18 protein-coding genes, 1 tRNA gene and 1 pseudogene are annotated in these 17,739 nt (G+C 69.7%); 7 read left to right on the plus strand and 13 right to left on the minus strand.

Going from position 1 to position 17,739, the window contains the following annotated elements:
• Positions 1-159: 159 nt before the first annotated feature.
• Both U1T56_RS07360 and U1T56_RS07365 read right to left on the minus strand, forming a co-directional pair.
• Positions 160-309 (minus strand): annotated as a pseudogene (locus U1T56_RS07360) (type II toxin-antitoxin system VapC family toxin); the annotation flags it as partial.
• Complete coding sequence (locus U1T56_RS07365; protein ID WP_418158803.1) at positions 306-527, minus strand: type II toxin-antitoxin system Phd/YefM family antitoxin; 222 nt, start codon at positions 525-527, stop codon at positions 306-308. The gene U1T56_RS07365 and the pseudogene U1T56_RS07360, both read right to left, overlap by 4 nt.
• A gap of 133 nt (positions 528-660) precedes the next feature.
• On the opposite strand from U1T56_RS07365, the gene putA reads away from it, so the two are divergent.
• Entirely contained in the window at positions 661-3,825 is a 3,165-nt protein-coding gene (gene putA, locus U1T56_RS07370; RefSeq protein ID WP_418158804.1) for a bifunctional proline dehydrogenase/L-glutamate gamma-semialdehyde dehydrogenase PutA, read from the plus strand.
• A 357-nt stretch (positions 3,826-4,182) separates the two neighbouring features.
• Positions 4,183-4,797: a 30S ribosomal protein S4 gene (rpsD, locus tag U1T56_RS07375; RefSeq protein WP_418158805.1), complete on the plus strand. Its 615-nt coding sequence runs from the start codon at positions 4,183-4,185 to the stop codon at positions 4,795-4,797.
• 47 nt (positions 4,798-4,844) lie between these two features.
• On the opposite strand, the gene U1T56_RS07380 is transcribed toward rpsD, so the two are convergent.
• Entirely contained in the window at positions 4,845-6,038 is a 1,194-nt protein-coding gene (locus U1T56_RS07380; protein ID WP_418158806.1) for an alginate lyase family protein, read from the minus strand.
• Between the two features lie 131 nt (positions 6,039-6,169).
• Here U1T56_RS07380 and U1T56_RS07385 point away from each other — a divergent pair, with 131 nt between their 5' ends.
• Entirely contained in the window at positions 6,170-6,997 is an 828-nt protein-coding gene (locus U1T56_RS07385) for a DUF3108 domain-containing protein (RefSeq protein ID WP_418158807.1), read from the plus strand.
• An 18-nt stretch (positions 6,998-7,015) separates the two neighbouring features.
• On the opposite strand, the gene grxD is transcribed toward U1T56_RS07385, so the two are convergent.
• The 8 genes from grxD to U1T56_RS07425 form a co-directional block, all read right to left on the minus strand.
• Positions 7,016-7,345 carry a Grx4 family monothiol glutaredoxin gene (gene grxD / locus U1T56_RS07390; RefSeq protein ID WP_418158808.1) on the minus strand — a complete coding sequence of 110 codons (330 nt, stop codon included), beginning with the start codon at positions 7,343-7,345 and terminating at the stop codon, positions 7,016-7,018.
• A 37-nt stretch (positions 7,346-7,382) separates the two neighbouring features.
• Positions 7,383-7,619 carry a BolA family protein gene (locus U1T56_RS07395; RefSeq protein ID WP_418158809.1) on the minus strand — a complete coding sequence of 79 codons (237 nt, stop codon included), beginning with the start codon at positions 7,617-7,619 and terminating at the stop codon, positions 7,383-7,385.
• An 18-nt stretch (positions 7,620-7,637) separates the two neighbouring features.
• Complete coding sequence (purL, locus tag U1T56_RS07400) at positions 7,638-9,860, minus strand: phosphoribosylformylglycinamidine synthase subunit PurL (protein ID WP_418158810.1); 2,223 nt, start codon at positions 9,858-9,860, stop codon at positions 7,638-7,640.
• The gene (gene purQ / locus U1T56_RS07405) at positions 9,857-10,522 is read right to left on the minus strand and encodes a phosphoribosylformylglycinamidine synthase subunit PurQ (RefSeq protein WP_418158811.1); all 666 of its coding nucleotides are present in this window, start codon (positions 10,520-10,522) and stop codon (positions 9,857-9,859) included. The genes purL and purQ overlap by 4 nt, the downstream gene beginning before the upstream one ends.
• Before the next feature lie 4 nt (positions 10,523-10,526).
• Entirely contained in the window at positions 10,527-10,823 is a 297-nt protein-coding gene (locus U1T56_RS07410) for a DUF29 family protein (RefSeq protein ID WP_418158812.1), read from the minus strand.
• 19 nt (positions 10,824-10,842) lie between these two features.
• The gene (gene purS / locus U1T56_RS07415) at positions 10,843-11,085 is read right to left on the minus strand and encodes a phosphoribosylformylglycinamidine synthase subunit PurS (protein ID WP_418158813.1); all 243 of its coding nucleotides are present in this window, start codon (positions 11,083-11,085) and stop codon (positions 10,843-10,845) included.
• A 143-nt stretch (positions 11,086-11,228) separates the two neighbouring features.
• Entirely contained in the window at positions 11,229-11,993 is a 765-nt protein-coding gene (purC, locus tag U1T56_RS07420) for a phosphoribosylaminoimidazolesuccinocarboxamide synthase (RefSeq protein ID WP_418158814.1), read from the minus strand.
• A gap of 114 nt (positions 11,994-12,107) precedes the next feature.
• Positions 12,108-13,358, minus strand: coding sequence for a nitrilase-related carbon-nitrogen hydrolase (locus U1T56_RS07425; protein ID WP_418158815.1), 1,251 nt, complete (start codon positions 13,356-13,358; stop codon positions 12,108-12,110).
• Positions 13,359-13,485: 127 nt separating this feature from the next.
• Between U1T56_RS07425 and U1T56_RS07430 the strand changes: the two genes are divergently transcribed.
• The 4 genes from U1T56_RS07430 (at position 13,486) to U1T56_RS07445 (ending at position 16,116) form a co-directional block, all read left to right on the plus strand.
• Positions 13,486-14,418, plus strand: coding sequence for a LysR family transcriptional regulator (locus U1T56_RS07430; RefSeq protein WP_418158816.1), 933 nt, complete (start codon positions 13,486-13,488; stop codon positions 14,416-14,418).
• 55 nt (positions 14,419-14,473) lie between these two features.
• Positions 14,474-15,316, plus strand: coding sequence for an SDR family oxidoreductase (locus tag U1T56_RS07435; protein ID WP_418158817.1), 843 nt, complete (start codon positions 14,474-14,476; stop codon positions 15,314-15,316).
• 42 nt (positions 15,317-15,358) lie between these two features.
• Positions 15,359-15,961: an SCO family protein gene (locus U1T56_RS07440; RefSeq protein ID WP_418158818.1), complete on the plus strand. Its 603-nt coding sequence runs from the start codon at positions 15,359-15,361 to the stop codon at positions 15,959-15,961.
• Between the two features lie 79 nt (positions 15,962-16,040).
• Positions 16,041-16,116: transfer RNA gene (locus U1T56_RS07445), tRNA-Arg, on the plus strand.
• A 249-nt stretch (positions 16,117-16,365) separates the two neighbouring features.
• Here the strand turns inward: U1T56_RS07445 and U1T56_RS07450 are convergent.
• Positions 16,366-16,623 (minus strand): hypothetical protein, encoded by a 258-nt coding sequence (locus tag U1T56_RS07450; RefSeq protein WP_418158819.1) that lies wholly within the window; start codon positions 16,621-16,623, stop codon positions 16,366-16,368.
• A gap of 323 nt (positions 16,624-16,946) precedes the next feature.
• Complete coding sequence (locus U1T56_RS07455) at positions 16,947-17,138, minus strand: hypothetical protein (protein ID WP_418158820.1); 192 nt, start codon at positions 17,136-17,138, stop codon at positions 16,947-16,949.
• Between the last annotated feature and the right edge of the window lie 601 nt (positions 17,139-17,739).

Genomic DNA, 17,739 nt, shown 5'->3' on the forward strand with positions numbered 1-17,739 from the left:
TTTTCGCCGATTCGCCCGCGCCGTTCGCAAGCGCCGCCTCGACCGTCGCGATCTTCGCCGGGCGGACGACCGAAGGCCTGGGCAGCCCGGCCGCCGTCAGATCGTCGATCGGGACGTCGTCGGGCCAGGGCGGGTTCGCGGCGCTGGTGATCATCAGTATCGATGCTTGGTGGCGATCTCCCAGGCGGAGGCGCTGCTGACGAGGATCTGGTTGTCCGGATCGGCGATCACGCCGCGGGCCGCGGCCGGCAGCTTGGGATCGTCGAACAGCCACCACAGCAGCGCACGGGTATCGAGCAGCACCCTCACTGCTGCCAAGCCCTGAGTTCGTCCTCGTCCAACGGCTCGAAGAACGCCTCGGTCACGCGCCCGCGCGCGATGCCTGGGCGTCGCGGCGCCTTCTCCTCGACCCTCACCAGCCGGGCGAACGGCTTGCCGCGCTTCGCGATGACGACCTCCTCGCCACGCGCCACCCGCTCGAGCAGCTCCGATAGCTGCGCCTTGGCTTCGTGCACGTTGACCTTCATGTGAGTTCGTCGCCTTCGAGTTGGTCCATGCATGGACCAACTCGGGGGCGTGTCAAGCCAGCCGACCCGTAAGCGTGCAAGCCTGCGCGCGCCGCGCTAAGCTGCGCCCGCTGCCTCCTGCGGAGCCCTGTCCATGCCGTCCGCCTTCCTCGCCGACCTGCTGCCCCGCCACGACGATCCCTTGCGCCGAGCGATCGACGCCGCTTACCACCGTGACGAGACCGATGCCGTGGAGATGCTCTTGGCCGAGCTCCGGTTCGATCCGGCCACGGTCGAGCGCATCCAGGCGCGTGCCCGCCGGCTGGCGCACCGGCTCAGGGCGGAGACGGCGGCGCAGGGCGGGGTCGAGGCGTTCATGCACGCCTACAGCCTCGACACCCACGAGGGTGTGATGCTGATGTGCCTGGCCGAAGCGCTCTTGCGCGTGCCCGACGCCGAGACGCAGGAGAAGCTGATCCGCGACAAGATCGGCGACGTGGACTGGCAGAAGCGGGTCGCGCGCAGCGAGAGCTTCCTCGTCAACGCCTCGGCCTTCGGCCTCATGCTCTCGGGCCGGGTCATGCGCTGGGACCAGCCCGGCGAGGACTTCACGACGCGCTTTCGCAGCCTGCTCGGCCGTCTGGGCGAGCCCGTCGTGCGCGAGGCCATGCGGCAGGCCATGCGCATCCTGGGCCAGCAGTTCGTGCTCGGGCAGACGATCGATCAGGCGATCGAGCGGGCGAAGCGGATGCACGAGCTGGGCTTCCGCTACTCCTACGACATGCTGGGCGAGGGGGCCAAGACCGCGGCCGACGCCGCGCGCTATTTCGAGGCCTACCACGCGGCGCTGCAGCGGATCGCCGCCACCGCCCCCCAGGCCGGCTTCTTCGACCGGCCCAGCCTCTCGATCAAGCTCTCGGCGCTGCATCCGCGCTACGAGTTCGCGAAGTGGCGCCGGCTCGAAGCCGAGCTGCTGCCGGGGCTGGTCGGCCTTCTGAAGGCCGCACGCGCCGCCGGCATCGCGATCACGATCGACGCCGAGGAGAGCGAGCGTCTCGAGCCCTCGCTCGATCTCATCGAGCGCCTCGCGACCCATCCCGACCTCATGGGCTGGAACGGGCTCGGGCTCGCCGTCCAGGCCTACCAGAAGCGGGCCCTGTACATGATCCCCTGGCTCGCCGAACTCGCCCGGCGCACCTCGCGCCAGATCCCGGTCCGGCTCGTGAAGGGGGCCTACTGGGATACCGAGATCAAGCACGCGCAGGTCCTGGGCGTGCCCGATTTCCCGGTGTTCACCCGGAAGGTGGCGACCGACGTCTCCTATCTCGCCTGCGCCAAGCGCCTGCTCGAGGGCGGCGAGCTGTTCTATCCCCAGTTCGCGACCCACAACGCGCATACCATCGCCGCCGTGATCGAGCTCGCCGGCAACCGGCGCAGTGGGTTCGAGTTCCAGAAATTGCACGGCATGGGAGAAGCGCTCTACCGCGACCTCGCCACGGTCGAGCATGTCGGCATCCCCTGCCGGGTCTATGCGCCCGTGGGCAGCCACAAGGATCTTCTCCCTTATCTCGTGCGCCGGCTGCTCGAGAACGGAGCCAACAGCTCCTTCGTCCATCAGGTGGTCGATCCCGAGACCTCGCTCGAGGAGCTGATCGCCGATCCCGTGCAGCGGCTGCGATCGGTCCACCCCAAGCCGCACCCCAAGATCCGCCGGCCGCCCGAACTGTTCGCCCCGCAGCGCAAGAACGCCGTTGGCATCGATCTGAGCTCGCCCAAGGAGCGCGCAGCACTCGAGCAGGCGCTGACCCGGGCGATCTCGGGCGAGCGGCGCTTCGTGGCGAAGCCCGGCATCGGCTCGGCCGCCAACCGCCACGCCGTGCGCAACCCGGCCGACCGGCGCGAGGTGATCGGCGAGGTGGCCTTCGCCGACGCCGAAGCTGCCGAGCGGGCGCTCGCCGCGGCGCACGCCGCCTTCGCGCATTGGGGCCGTGTGCGGGCCGAGGAGCGGGCCGCCATTCTCGAGCGGGCCGCCGACCTGCTCGAGGCCGAGCGCGGCGTGCTCCTGGCGCTCTGCGTGAAGGAGGCCGGCAAGACGATCGTGGATTCGGTCGCCGACTGGCGCGAGGCGATCGATTTCTTGCGCTACTACGCGGCCGAGGCGCGCCGCCTGTTCGCCGCACCCATGCCGCTGCCGGGTCCGACCGGCGAGGACAACCGGCTCCGCCTCGAGCCGCGTGGCGTGTTCGTCGCGATCTCGCCCTGGAATTTCCCGATCGCGATCTTCACGGGTCAGATCGCGGCGGCGCTGGCCGCCGGCAACACGGTGATCGCGAAACCGGCCGAAGCCACGGCGCTGATCGCGGAGGAGATCATCTCCCTTCTCCACAAGGCCGGCGTGCCCGAGGATGCGCTGATCCACGTGCCGGGCGAGGGGCACGTGGTGGGGCCGGTGCTGGTCGGCGATCCGCGCACGGCGGGCGTGGTGTTCACGGGCTCGACCGAGACCGCCTGGGCGATCCAGCGCACCATGGCGGCCAAAGATCACCCGATCCGGCCGCTCATCGCCGAGACCGGCGGGCTCAACGCCATGATCGTCGACAACACGGCGCTCCCGGAGCAGGTCGTGACCGATGCCATCGAGAGCGCCTTCCGCTCGGCCGGCCAGCGCTGCTCGGCGCTGCGCGTGCTCTTCCTGCAGGAGGAGATCGCCCCCAAGGTCATCGACATGCTGACCGGGGCCATGGCCGAGCTCCAGGTGGGCGATCCCGCCCGGCTCGATACCGACGTGGGCCCGGTGATCGAGGAGGCGGCGAAGGAGGAGCTCGAGCGCCACGTGGCGGCGATCTCGGCGCAAGCGCGGCTGCTCTATCGCTGCCCACTCGACGAGCGCCACGCGCACGGCAGCTTCGTGGCTCCCACCCTGGTCGAGATCGACCGGATCGGCCGGCTCGAGAAGGAGAGCTTCGGGCCGATCCTGCACGTGGTGCGCTATCCGGGCAGCCGACTCGACCAGGTGGTCGAGAGCATCAACGCCACCGGCTTCGGCCTCACCTTCGGCATCCATTCCCGGATCGACGAGACCATCGACCACGTCGTGAGCCGGGTGCGGGCGGGCAACATCTACGTCAACCGCAACATCATCGGCGCCGTCGTCGGCTCCCAGCCCTTCGGCGGCGAAGGGCTCTCGGGCACCGGCTTCAAGGCCGGCGGTCCGTACTATCTCCTGCGCTTCGCCGTCGAGCGCACGGTGACGGTCAACACGGCGGCGGTAGGCGGCAACCTGGCGCTGCTCGGGGCGCTGGAGGAGGAGGGGGCCTAGGAGAAGGCGTCGTTTCCGTTCCCGGGGGGCCGCCAGCTGGTGCCAGCCCCGATATCCTTTTGCCTTGATGGCGGTCGTGCTCGGGCTCGCCCGCGTGCCGGAAGACCTGGCGCATCCCACCCCGCCGAGGGCCGTCCCGAGCGGGTGCCCGAGGACTGGCGACTGGCATTCCGTGCTGCCATCTCTGCTGCCCGAGCCGATGCCAGTCCTCGCCGGCCTTCGCCCTGCTGGCCGGGGCGCTCCACGGGCTGTGCAGGAATCTTGACAGAGCACGCGGGTCCACTATAACGCGGCATCACGCGCGGCCGGGCGAAAGCTCCGGGCCGCTTCTTTTGTCACGTTCGCTGCCGAGGGTCGATGACCAAGCGCATTGAAGCCAAGACGAAGATCTGCCGCCGGCTCGGTGTCAATCTCTGGGGTCGCCAGAAGAACCCGCTGGCGCGTCGCGATTACGGGCCAGGCGAGCACGGCCAGAAGCGGCGCAAGCTCTCCGACTACGCGCTCCAGCTCGCGGCCAAGCAGAAGCTCAAGCGCTACTACGCCAACATGAGCGAGCGGCAGTTCCGGCGCGCCTACGAGGAGGCTGCCCGGCTGCGTGGCGACACCGCCGAGAACCTGATCGGCCTGCTCGAGCGCCGGCTCGACACCGTGGTCTACCGCGTCAACCTGGCGCCGACCCCGTTCGCCGCCCGCCAGCTCATCAACCACGGCCACGTGCTCGTCAACGGCAAGCGCGTCAACATCCCGAGCTATCTCGTGCGCGAGGGCGACACGATCGAGATCGCCGAGCGCTCGAAGAATCATCCGAACATGCTCGAGAGCGTGCAGCATCCCGAGCGCGACGTGCCCGACTACATCAGCTTCGATCCGAAGGGCCTCAAGGCGCAGTTCGTCCGCACCCCGAAGCTCCAGGACGTGCCCTACCCGGTGCAGATGGAGCCGAATCTGGTGATCGAGTACTACTCGCGCTGAGCACGGCGCGACCGTGGTCGTGCCCGGCAGGGGCGTTGCCGCGATCGTCACCCTCGGTTGGAGCGGCCCCGCGAGGGGCCGTTCGCGTTTTGGATCGTTCCGTCGCCTCCGGTCGGCTCTCGCGCGCCTCGGATGGCGGCCTCTTCCCGCAGCTTCGCGAAGAAGCAGGTCGTGTCGCCGCCGCTGTAGTCGTCGATCATCGGCCGGAAGTCGGACCCGGCCCGGCGTAAGAGCGCCAGCAGGCGGCGGCTCTCGGGATGCTCCGGGAAGCGAGCGATGTAGGGCTCGGCCCAGGCCATGTAGTGGCGGCCGTGGCCGCGGCGGACGAGGAAGCCCAGATCCTGCGGCTCGCCGCCCGTTTCGGCGTAGGCCCGCACCCGCTCCGGATCGTCGATGGCGTCGAGCAGGAAGCGCACGCCGGTGTGGATGTCCTTGCCGTCCACCGCACGGCCATAGAGGTCCTGCCCCTGCACCGCCGCCATCTCCGCGATCGTCACGAGCGAGGCGAGTGCGTGCCGCTGGTACCACAAGGCGCGCACGCTGCGCCGGGTCTCGAGCGGCAGGCTGCCGTCGGGCCGCATGTCGTGGAGCGCCTGAAGATAGGCCTCGCTCCCCTGCCGGAACGCGCTCTCGTCGCCGGTGAGCGCACCCCAGGCCATGCTGACGCTGGCCCGCAGGTAATAGTGATTGTTGCGAGCAGTGACCTCGCGCGGGGATGGTAGTCTGCGCTCCCGGCCGCGGAGCGCTTCGACCTTCCCGAGCCAGCGCTCGACCCGCGCGCGCCGGTCCGGTGTGAGCGCCGTCGGATCGGCACGTAAGAGGGCAAAAGCCACGATGATCGGCAGAAGGGTTCGGTCGAGCGCGTAGTAGACGTTGGCGCTCGGCGTCTCGATCCGGGTGAGGGCGTCGGCGCGTGCCCAGACGTCGAGGAGCCCGGCCAGCGCTTGGCGTGCGTTGGCGTCGCCGGCTCCGAATGCGGCCGCGGCGGTGGTCATCACGGCATAAGCGAAAGGCTCGCTCGCCGGGTCGGGTCCCTCGGCCAGGGCGCGCAGGCCCGATACGGGTGGCGGCAGCCGGCCCCGATCCGGTACGGTGCCCGCCATGCACCAGCGATCGCGGACGAAGGCGGGGAAGGAGGCCAGTTCCTGCAGCCGTTCCGCGCGCCGGAACAGCACCTCTCCCGGACGGGTGAGGAGAGGATCGTTCGCTCCCGGCTCCGGCGGCCGGGCATACCGGGCCATGCCGCAACTCGTGACAAGGACAGCGACAGCGGCCACCATGGCGATGCCCGGCCGTTTCCTGCCCGGTATGCTCGCCATGCGGCTGCCTTCTCGACGCATGCGCGGGACGAACCCTGTCGGAATGGTGACCGATGAGCCTCAGCGAGAATGTCTTGCGTGTCAGTGTAGCGGGCCTGGTGGCCGCTTGTCTCGCCGTGCCGACCGGCACGGCGATGCGGGCGGCCGCCGCCGGCTTCGACGCGCGCTACGCGGTGCAGGCGACGGGGATCGAGATCGGGCAGGCGGCGCTCTCGCTGGAGTCCATGGCCGAGGGGCTGCGCACGCGCTTCGTGTTCGAGAGCGGCGCCATGCTCGGTCTCGTCCAGCCATCGCTCACCCGTATGGACGGAATCGCCCGTGTCCGCGCCGCCGAGGTGAAGCCCAGGAGCTTCGAAGCCACCTACAGCCGCGAGGACCGGATCCGCGACATCGGCATCCGCTATGGCGCCGATGGCGAGATCGCGAGCTTTGCGCTCACCAAGGGCGGACGCGTGCGGGTGAGTCGGGTACCGGACGGGCTCGGCAGCGGAACGGTCGACCCGCTCGCCGCGATCCTGCGCGCGCGCGCCTGGCTGGGCCAGGCCGTCGAGGGCGACGAGCTCGATCTCAAGGTGTTCACCGGCCGCAAGCGCTACGACGCGCACGTGCGCTATCTCGGGTCGACGCAGATCACGCAGCGCGGCGACAGCAAGGCCGCGCATCGGGTGGCGTTGCAGTATCGTGTCGCCCAGGAACTCGACGAGGACACGGGCAAGCTCGTGCCCGAGCGGGGCGGGGCCCAGCGCGAGATCGAGATCGTGGTCAGCGCCGACGGGCGCTATCTGCCGCTGCGCGCCAGCGGCTCGTTCGACGGCTGGCCGCTCACGGCCGAGCTTCTGGAGGAGTGCGAGGCGCCGCCGGGCTGCGCGACGCCCCATTGAGAGCCGGAAAGGCCGGGATCAGGCCTTGTGGGTGATGCCCTTCTCGGCGAGGAGCTGCTGGAGCTCGCCGCTCTCGTACATCTCGCGGACGATGTCGCAGCCGCCCACGAGCTCGCCCTTGACGTAGAGCTGCGGAAAGGTCGGCCAGTTGGAGAACTCCTTCAGACCCTGCCGCAGCTCCATGTCGTCGAGCACGTTGTAGGACTGGAACGGCACGCCCACCTGGTTCAGGACCTGGACCACGGCGGCGGAGAAGCCGCACATCGGGAACACGGGCGTACCCTTCATGTAGAGGACGACGTCGTCGCCCTCGATCTGCTGCCTGATGCGCTCGTTGATCGTGCTCATCGCTGTTCGATCCTCGTTGATCGGTTCGGGTCGCGGCCTAGTCCTCGGGAACGGCAGTGACGAGGGCCAGCGCATGCAGCTCGCCACCCATCCGCTGGCCGAGCGCCTGGTAGACGAGCTGATGCTGCTGCAGGCGGGACTTGCCGCGGAATGCCTCGGAGACGATGTGCGCACGATAATGATCGCCGTCGCCGGCCAGGTCCTCGATCCGGACGCGAGCGTCGGGCAGGCTTTCCTTGATCAGGCGCTCGATCTCGGCTGCGCTCATCGGCATGGGCTCGAAAACTCCCTCTCACACCTCGGCGGCGGCCGCCATGTAACCCGGCAGCCAGCCTTCGTGCACGGCCCGGAGCTCTTGGAGCGATATGGGCTCCTCGTCGCGCAGGATCAACGCGCCGCCGCCGGTCCGCCCGACCTCGCGCGCGAGCACGCCTGCCTCGGCCGCGGCCTGAAGCAGCGGCCGGACGTCCTCGTCCCGGACGGCCAGGAGATAGCGGCCCTGATCCTCGCCGAAGAGCCAGCCCGCAGTGCTCGGCACGTCGCTCGGGACGTGGAGCGCAGCACCCATGCCGCTCGCGAGGCACATCTCGGCCACGGCAACCGCGAGGCCGCCGTCCGAGAGGTCGTGGCAGGCGCGCACGCGCCCCGCCGCGATCTGCCGCAGCACGAACTCGCCGTTGCGGCGCTCGGCGGCGAGATCGACCGGCGGCGGCGCGCCGTCGTCGCGGCCCAGGATGACCTGCCAGTAGAGCGAGCTGCCGAGCCAGCCCAGGCATTCGCCCAGGAGCACGAGCACGAGGTCCGGCTCCTGCCAGGCGATTCCGACCATGCGGCCGAGATCCTCGATCAGGCCGACACCGCCGACATTGGGCGTGGGCAGGATCGCGTTGCCGTCGGTCTCGTTGTAGAGCGAGACGTTGCCCGAGACGACCGGGTAGTCGAGCGCTCTACAGGCGGCCGCCATGCCCTCGATGCAGCCGATGAGCTGCCCCATGATCCGCGGCCGCTCGGGACTGCCGAAGTTGAGGCAGTTGGTGATGGCGAGTGGCCGCGCCCCCGTGGCGACGAGGTTGCGCCAGGATTCCGCCACGGCCTGCATCCCGCCCATGTGCGGATCGGCCTGGCAGTAACGGGGCGTGCAGTCGGTCGCGAGCGCCAGGCCCCGGTTCGTGCCGTGCACCCGCACCACGGCCGCGTCCCCGCCCGGACGCTGCACCGTGTCGCCCATGACCATGTGGTCGTACTGCTCGAAGATCCAGCGCTTGCTGCAGAGATCGGGCGAGCCGATCAGGCGCAGGAGCGCTTGCCGGTGCGGCAGCACGGCCTCGCGGTCGCTCGCCGCGATCGGCACCCGCCGGGGCGAGGGCTCGCTCGGCCGGTCGTAGACCGGGGAGGCTCCGCTCACGGGAGCAACGGGCACATTCGCCACGACCTCGCCCCGCCAGCGCAGCACCATCCGGCCGGTGTCGGTGACCCGGCCGATCACCGCGCAGTCGAGGCCCCATTTCCGGAACACCGCCATGGCCTCGCCCTCGCGGCCCTCCTCGAGCACCATGAGCATCCGCTCCTGGCTCTCGGAGAGCATGATCTCGTAAGGCGTCATGCCGGCCTCGCGCAACGGCACCCGGTCGAGGTCGAGCTCGATCCCGGCGCCGCCGCGATCCGCCATCTCGAACGAGGAAGAGGTGAGGCCCGCCGCTCCCATGTCCTGGATGGCGACGATGCAGTCCTTCTCCATGAGCTCGAGGCAGGCCTCGATCAGGAGCTTCTCGGTGAAGGGGTCGCCCACCTGCACGGTCGGCCGCTTGGCCTCGGTCGCCTCGCTGAACTCGGCCGAGGCCATGGTGGCGCCGTGGATGCCGTCGCGGCCGGTCTTGGCGCCGACATAGACCACCGGGTTCCCGACCCCGCTGGCCTTGGCGTAGAACACGCGGTCCTTCCGCGCGATGCCGACGCACATCACGTTGACGAGGATGTTGCCGTTGTAGGCGTGGTGGAAGGTGCACTCGCCGCCCACGGTCGGCACGCCGACGCAGTTGCCGTAGCCGCCGATGCCGGCGACGACGCCGTGGACGAGATGGCGGGTCTTGGGGTGCGAAGGGTCGCCGAAGCGGAGCGCATCCAAGAGCGCCACCGGCCGCGCCCCCATCGTGAACACGTCGCGTAAGATGCCGCCCACGCCCGTCGCCGCACCCTGGTAGGGCTCGATGAACGAGGGGTGATTGTGGCTCTCCATCTTGAAGACGGCGACGAGCCCCTCGCCGATGTCGACGACACCGGCGTTCTCGCCCGGGCCCTGCACGACCCACGGGGCCTTGGTCGGGAACTTCGAGAGGTGTTTGCGCGAGGACTTGTAGGAGCAGTGCTCGCTCCACATCACCGAGAAGATGCCGAGCTCGACCAGATTCGGCGCGCGGCCGAGGATCGCCAGGATGCGCTCGTACTCCTCGGGACTGAGGCCGTGCTCGGCCACGATCTCGGGCGTGATCTCGGGCGAGGCGGGGGCCAGGGTCATCCGAAGGCCTCGAGCAGGGATTGGAACAGGGCGCGGCCGTCGCTGCCGCCCAAAAGCGGCTCGATCGCGCGTTCGGGATGCGGCATGAGCCCGAGCACGTTGCGCTTCGGACCGCCGAGCACGCCGGCGATGTCGTCGGTCGAGCCGTTCGGGTTGTCGCGGTAGCGGAACGCCACCCGGTCCTCGTCCTGGAGCCGCTTCAGCCCGTCCGTGTCGATCACGTAGTTGCCGTCGTGGTGCGCCACCGGGAGCACGATCCGCTCGTGAAGCCCGTAGCCCTTCGTGAACACGCTCGCCGTGGTCGCGACCTCGAGCTCGACCGGGCGGCAGACGAACTTGAGCCCGGCGTTGCGGACGAGCGCACCCGGCAGGAGCCCGGCCTCGGTCAGGATCTGGAACCCGTTGCAGATGCCGATGACGGCCACACCCTCGGCGGCGCGGCGGATCACCTCGCGCATGACCGGGCTGCGCGCCGCCATGGCGCCGCAGCGGAGATAGTCGCCGTAGGAGAACCCGCCCGGCACGCCGATCACGTCCAAGGGCGGCAGCTCGGCCTGCTGATGCCAGACCCGCTGCACGGGCCGGCCGAATACGGCCTCCATCGCCACCGCGAGGTCGCGGTCGCAGTTGGAGCCGGGGAAGGTGATGACAGCGGCGCGCATGGCTTTAAGGACGCCCCTCCTCGGGCTCGGGCCAGAAGGCTTGGTCCTCGACCTGCTCCAGGGTGGAAGGGCAGATGGCGGGGAGGCTTTCGGTGGGCATGCCGGTATCGTGCGCGATCAGGACGGCATAGCGGGAGTAAAGCTCGTCGAGCTCGTCCTTGCCCAACTGCTCGATCTCCTCCGCCACATGTTCCCAGTCGAGCCCGGCCGGCGCGTTCAGGTGCTGCTCGCCGGCGCGGCGCAGGATCTCGGCCTGCTGCTGCGTCCAGCTATAGAAGTCCCGCTCGTAGAGCGTGCTCATGGGCTTGCCCCCAGGCACCTTACTCGGTGAGGCTGATCCGGTAGGTCTCGATCACGGGATTGGCGAGGAGCTGCTCGCACATCGCCTTCAGCTCGCTCTCGGCGGTGGCGCGATCGGTCGTGGCGAGGTCGAGCTCGATCACCTTGGTGCGGCGCACGCCCCTGACGTCGCCGAAGCCCAGGCTCGCGAGTGCGCGGCCGATCGCCTGCGCCTCGGGATCGAGCACACCGTCACGGAACGAGACTTCCACCCGGGCTTTCAAGGGGCAATCTCCATTGTCAGGCGGGCGCACGGGCCGCGCAGATCCTCGACATTCTGGCGGATGCGGGCGTGGTATGGCGCAACCACCCCCCGATGTCCACGTCCGATCGATCGGGGCTGCCCGCGAGCCTCGACCGGGAGGCACTACTGCATGGTCTCCGGGCCCTTGAGGTCGCGCGGGCCCGCCTCGGGCAGGATGCCGAGCCGGCGCGCGATCTCGGCGTAGGCTTCCTGGACGTTGCCGAGGTCGCGCCGGAAGCGGTCCTTGTCGAGCTTCTCGTTGGTCCGCGCGTCCCAGAGCCGGCAATTGTCGGGGCTGATCTCGTCGGCGAGGACGATCCGCATGTCCTCGTCCTCCCACAGACGCCCGAACTCGACCTTGAAGTCGATCAGCCGCAGCCCGATGCCGGTGAACAGGCCGGAGAGGAAGTCGTTGATCCGGAGGGCCAGGTTCAAGATCTCGTCGATCTCCTGGTAGGTCGCCCAGCCGAAAGCCGTGATGTGCTCCTCGGTGACCATGGGATCGCCCAGTTCGTCGGACTTGTAGTAGTACTCGACGATCGAGCGGGGGAGCGGTGTCCCTTCCTCGAGCTTGAAGCGCTGGGCGATCGAGCCCGCGGCCACGTTCCGCACCACGACCTCGATCGGGATGATCTCGACCTCCTTGATGAGCTGCTCGCGCATGTTGACGCGACGGATGAAGTGGGTCGGGATGCCGACCTCGCCGAGCTTGATCATCAGGTACTCGGAGATGCGGTTGTTGAGCACCCCCTTGCCGGTGATGACGCCCTTCTTCTGGTTGTTGAAGGCCGTGGCGTCGTCCTTGAAGTACTGAATGAGCGTGCCCGGCTCGGGACCCTCGTAGAGGACCTTGGCCTTGCCCTCGTAAACCTGCCGCCGCCGGCTCATGCTCCACCGCCTTGCAAAAAACCATGCGCGCCGGCGTCGGTTCGGCGCCGGCGTGCGAGGATACCAAACACGCGGGCCATGTATAGTGTAGCAGCCCCGCCGGCACAACGCAGCTCACGTCGAAGGCTGCTTGTTCGGATGCGCTGGCATCGGCTCGGCGCAGCCAGCGTTCCGCCAGCGCAAGAGCGCCTGCCGGTCCAGCGGGTCGAGGCCGCGCAGCACCGGAAAACCGGAACCCCCGTCCTCGGTGGCGAGCAGGAGAGCGCCGAGTCCTTCGGCGAGCGTCGCCAGGGCGAGGTCGCGCAGACCCGGCCGCAGCTTCGCCTCGATGCCGCCCGCGGGCCGCTCTCCCAGAAGCGGCTCCAGCGCCCGCTGCAGGGCTGCCATTGCCGGTGCCGTGTCGAGCGCGTCGAGCCGGATGCCGAGCCGTCCGGCGAGCTCGGCCGAACCCGCCCCCGCCACGGCCCGCACGCGCTCGACACCCAGCGCCTCCACCGCGACCGCGGCCAACAGGGTCGCATCCGGCTCGTCCGAGAGCTCGAGCAGCGCCGCTTCCCGTCCGCGTTTGCGGGCCTGATCGCGCAGGCCCAGCACCAGCGCTCGCCACAGCGCCTCGAGTTCCGGGAGCGGCGGGGCGATCGGGCCACGGCTCGCGGGCGACCAGCCGCCGTCCCCGTCGTGGCGCCAGCGACAGAGCGTCACGGCCTCCGCGAACCAGGGTGCCTGCAGCACGAGCCGGCGGTCGGCGGCGAGCACGAACGAGCCGCCGTCGGCGACGATCCCGTCCGCCCCGCCCACAGCGTTGACGTAAAGAAGCGGTAGTCCGGTCTCGGTCACCCGCGTCACGCCCTGCTGCAGCCGCCGCTCGGCCGCATCGCGCGCGAACGGCGAGCCGGCGAGCACCACCAGCAGCTCGGCGCCGCACTCGCTCGCGGCCTCGGCCACGTCCTCGCCCGCCATGTCCGCGCCGAGCATCACGCCGAGCCGCACGGCACCCTCGCGCAGCGGCAGCCGGATCGGCCCCGGCACCGGGCCGCTCGCGAGTATACCTCGCTCGTCCGGCGCATGCCGCAGCGCCTTGCCGGCGACGGCGCCCCCATGGAGCAGGAAAGCGGCGGAGAACGGGGAGCCATCGGGCGCCCGCCAGGGCGCGCCCACGAGGATGGTCGGCCCGCCGTCCGCGGTCTCGGCGGCGAGACACTCCAAAGGCTCGTCGCTGGCGAGGAACAGCTCGGGAAAGACCACGAGATCGGCTCCTCGAGCCGCCGCTTCGGCCCGCATCCGGCGCAAACGGGCGAGCGTGTCGGCGGGATCGGGAGCGACCGGGTTCGCTTGGGCGAGGGCTATGGCGATCTCGGCGCTCAAGGGGGGCCTCTTCGGTCGTTCTCTGGGTCGTTGACGGCGGGCGGCAGCGCCACCTTAAGTGCTTTCGCACCCGCCGCAATCGCGGCCAGGGCAGGGCAGCGTTTCCTCTTCTCGGGGAGAGAACGGCTTGGATCGGCTGCAGAGCATGGCCGTGTTCGTGCGCGTGGCGGAGCTCGGCAGCTTCTCGGGCGCCGCCCGGCAGCTCGGCCTGTCCAAGTCGGCGGTGAGCAAGCACGTGACCGCGCTCGAAGAGCGCCTCGGCGTACGTCTCATCAACCGTACCACCCGGCGTCTCGCGCTCACCGAGGCCGGGGCCGCCTATCGCGACTACTGTGCGCGGATCGTGCAGGAGGTCGAGGAGGCCGAGCTGATGGCGATGCAGCACAGCGCGGCACCGCGCGGCCGGCTCAAGCTCAACGCGCCGGTGACCTTCGGCTTTCTGCATCTCGGGCCGCTCCTGCCGGAATTTCTCACCCGCTATCCGGGGGTCGAGATCGAGCTCGTGCTCAACGACCGCTTCATCGATCTCCTGGAGGAGGGCTTCGACCTCGCGGTACGGATCGGCCAGCTCGCCGACAGCAGCCTGATCGCGCGCCGGCTCGCCACCACCCGCTCGATCTGCGCCGCGAGCCCGGCCTATCTCGCCCGCGCCGGTATTCCGCGCGAGCCCGCCGATCTCGCCCGCCACAACTGCCTGCGCTACAGCCTGCGCCGCGAGCGCGACACGTGGAGCTTCCGGCGGGGTGCCGAGCACGTCGCCGTCAAGATCGGGGGCAATCTCGAGGTCAACAACGGCGACGCGCTGCGCTCGGCGGCGCTCGAAGGGCTGGGCATCGTCTGCCTGCCGGATTTCATCATCGGCGAGGATCTCGAGCGCGGCCTGTTGCAGCCGCTCCTGCCCGACTGGCAGACACCCGAGAGCCCGATCCACGCCGTGTTCCCGCCGCAGCGCCACGCCTCGGGCAAGCTGCGCGCCTTCGTCGACTTCCTGGTCGAGAAGCTCGGCCGCAAGGACGGCTGGAGCGGCGGCTGCCGTCGGGCCGGGCGGGAAGCGTCTTGATCGCCCGTCCGTCCGGCCTCTACACCCGGAGCGGGCAGAGGACGGAGGCCGCGCGATGTTCAAGGACGATCTCCTGCAAGGAGCCCACATCCTGATCACCGGCGGCGGCACCGGGCTCGGCAAGAGCATGGGCCGGCGCTTCCTGGAGCTGGGCGCTTCCCTCACCATCTGCGGCCGGCGGGCGGCCGTGCTCGAGGAAACGGCGGCCGAGCACCGTGCCGCCACGGGCGGGGTGGTGCGCACCTTTCCTTGCGACATTCGTGACGCCGAGGCCGTGGAGCGCATGATCGCGGCGGCCGAGGCGCAAGCGCCGGTGACGGCACTCGTCAACAACGCCGCCGGCAACTTCCTGGCCCGGAGCGAGGAGCTCTCGCCGCGCGCGGTGGACGCCGTGGTCGGCATCGTCCTCAAGGGCTCGCTGAACGCGACGCTCGCCCTGGGTCGCCGCTGGCTCGCCGAGAAGCGGAGCGGGACCGTGCTCAGCATCGTCACGTCCTATGCCTGGACCGGCTCGGCCTACGTCCTGCCCTCGGCGGTGGCCAAGGCCGGGGTCCTCGCCATGACCCGCTCGCTCGCGGTCGAGTGGGGCGGGCGCGGCATCCGCCTCAACGCCATAGCACCCGGGCCGTTTCCGACCGAAGGCGCCTGGGAGCGCCTCGTGCCCCGGCCGGATCTCGCCGCGGCCTTCGAGACGCGCAATCCCTTGGGCCGTCCCGGCCGCCACGGCGAGCTCGCCGATCTCGCCGCCTTCCTCCTCGCCGACGGCAGCGCCTATATCAACGGCGAGGTCGTCACCATCGACGGCGGCGAGTGGCTGAAGGGCGCCGGCCAGTTCAGCTTCCTCATGGAGATGCTGAGCGAGGAGGACTGGACGGCGCTGCGGCCGAAGAGGCGCTGAGCCCGCCGCCGGACCTTCCCGTCCTCGTACCCGGAGAGACCGATGCCCCGCTGGCTCGCCGCCGTCCTCGTCGCCCTGGCCCTCATCGTCGCCGCTGCCCTGGGCTGGCGCTTTTCGATACCGTCCGTGCAGACGACCGCGCAGCAGCAGGGCACGGTGCCGATCGGCGGCCCGTTCAGCCTGGTCGATCAGAACGGCAGGCGGGTCACCGACCAGGACTTCCGCGGCAGGTTCATGCTGGTCTATTTCGGCTACACCTTCTGTCCCGACGTCTGCCCGCTCGGCCTGCAGACGATCGCGCAGGCGATGGACGACCTGCCGCAGGACGTGCAGGACCGGGTCGTTCCGATCTTCGTCACGGTCGATCCGGCGCGCGACACGGTCGAGGTCATGCGCGGCTACGTCCAGGCCTTCCATCCGAAGCTCGTGGGCCTCACCGGCAGCGAGGCCGAGATCGGCGCGGCCTTGCGCGCTTATCGCGTCTACGCCCGCAAGGCCGAGGCCAAGGACGGCGCCTATCTTGTGGACCACTCGACCTTCACCTACCTCATGGATCGCGAGGGCCGCTATCTCGCCCATTTCGGCCACGGCACGACGCCCGAGGAGATGGCGAAGCGCATCGCCGATCTGGTCCGGGCCGGTTGAGAATCCTCGCGAAAAATCCCCTCGCGAGGGGCTTGCCAGACGCCCTTGATCGGGCTAAACGCAGCGGGCCTTCGGCGACGCGCCCGTAGCTCAATGGATAGAGCATCTGACTACGGATCAGAAGGTTGGAGGTTCGAGTCCTTCCGGGCGCGCCAACAAATTCAAGGGCTCAAGCAGAGCGAAAATGACCCGGCCGGCCGTCGGGTGAGCAAGGCGAGCCACTCTCGGCTTTACCGCCCTTCAGGGCAGTATGTCCGCAAGTTCGCCGACCGCCATTTCGAACCGCGCGGTCGCCGCCACGAGCGAGACACCACGCGGCACTCGACCGCAGCCCGAAGCCGTTCGTAGGGCCGACCGCGCAGCGGCGGCAGCGGAAGCGGTGCGATGGGATACAGAAGCTGGGCCTAGCCCTCGCTCGGCCGTATCCCCAACGCGTACATGATGAAGGCCGGCTGCGTGCCGTTGATCTCGGCCTTGCCGTCGCTCTGGAGCTTGTCGCCCCACGTCTCGCGCCGGCGCCCCTCGAGCAGGAACACGAGCAGGCTGTCGCTGCCGCTCTTCGCCCGCTCGACGGCGACATCCTCCAGGATGTCCGTGCCTGCCTCGACCGCCCGATCCCAATCGCGGGCGAACTGCTCGTCCTGCTTGCGCAGCAGGTACATCTACCCGCGCGACATGCCGACGGCTCGGGCGCGGCAGCCACGCAGCATCACGAAAGAGATCGAGGCTCTCGTCACGGAGAGGGCGAAAGCCCTCGGCCTGCTGCCGGTCCCGCGGCAGCAGGCAACCGACGCGATGACCACGCCAGCACGGAGGACGGGAAAGAAACCACAACGGCGAAGATCTCGCCGATGATCCGTCGCGCGGAAGATGCTCGCTGGCTGATCGCGGATGGCGGCCAGAATGGGTGATGATGCGGCAGGAGCCATCCAGGTCTGCTCGCCGTCAAAGGGCTGCGGCATGCGGCTCAGCGGCAGCCGCTCGGTCACGCTCTGCTGGTGTTCAGTGCCGGCTCCGCTTCTCGATCGCGCTCGGGCGTCACCAGCATGAACAGGGGCGCAGCGTCTGGCAACTCGGACATCGGTTCGCCGGGCGCACGCATCACGAACCACATCAGCCGGCGACCAGCGTCGCGCTGCCGCTCGATCGTCTTCGGTCTGCGCCTCAGCCCGCTCATACCTCACGCTCCTGCGCTTCGAGGGGGGCGAGCCACCGCTCCAGCTAGGCGGCCTCGAGCAGCCTGCGCTAAGCCTCGATCGGCGAGGTAGGCGTACCGACCTCGCCCCGGCCAAGGCCTCGCGGAAGGTGTCGGTCGCCTGGTCGAAATCGACCAGGGTGCGCGGCGGCAGGTCGAGCCGGACCGCCCGGCCCTCCGGCAACAGCGGCTCCAGGCACAGCTTCAGCGCAACGGTGTCGTCACCCAGCGCCAGCTCGATCGCCTTGCGGGTCAAGGCCTCGCGCTCGCCCTCGAGCAGCGCCGGCGCGGCCAAGGGTGGCCTTGTTGCGCACCATGTGGCTTGCCGGGTTCCCAGGCTGGAAGGTGCCCGGCTTGCGTGTCCGCCCCGAAACCGGCTCGATATTTCGATCTTCGCTCATGCTCGCCCCAGCCATCGACGCCAGGAATGTCGCGCCTTGCCGCAGCCCTGCCGCGGTGGCTGCAGACCGTCCGGTCTTCCAAGCCGACCTTATATTAAATCTGCCTGTTATTAAAGCCAATGCCAGCTTCGGGCGGCCGAGATCGTGACGCGCCGTCCGGGTTCCTTCCCGTCGCAGCTGAA

This window comes from Benzoatithermus flavus (genome assembly GCF_037908215.1).
GTDB lineage: Bacteria > Pseudomonadota > Alphaproteobacteria > Geminicoccales > Geminicoccaceae > Benzoatithermus > Benzoatithermus flavus.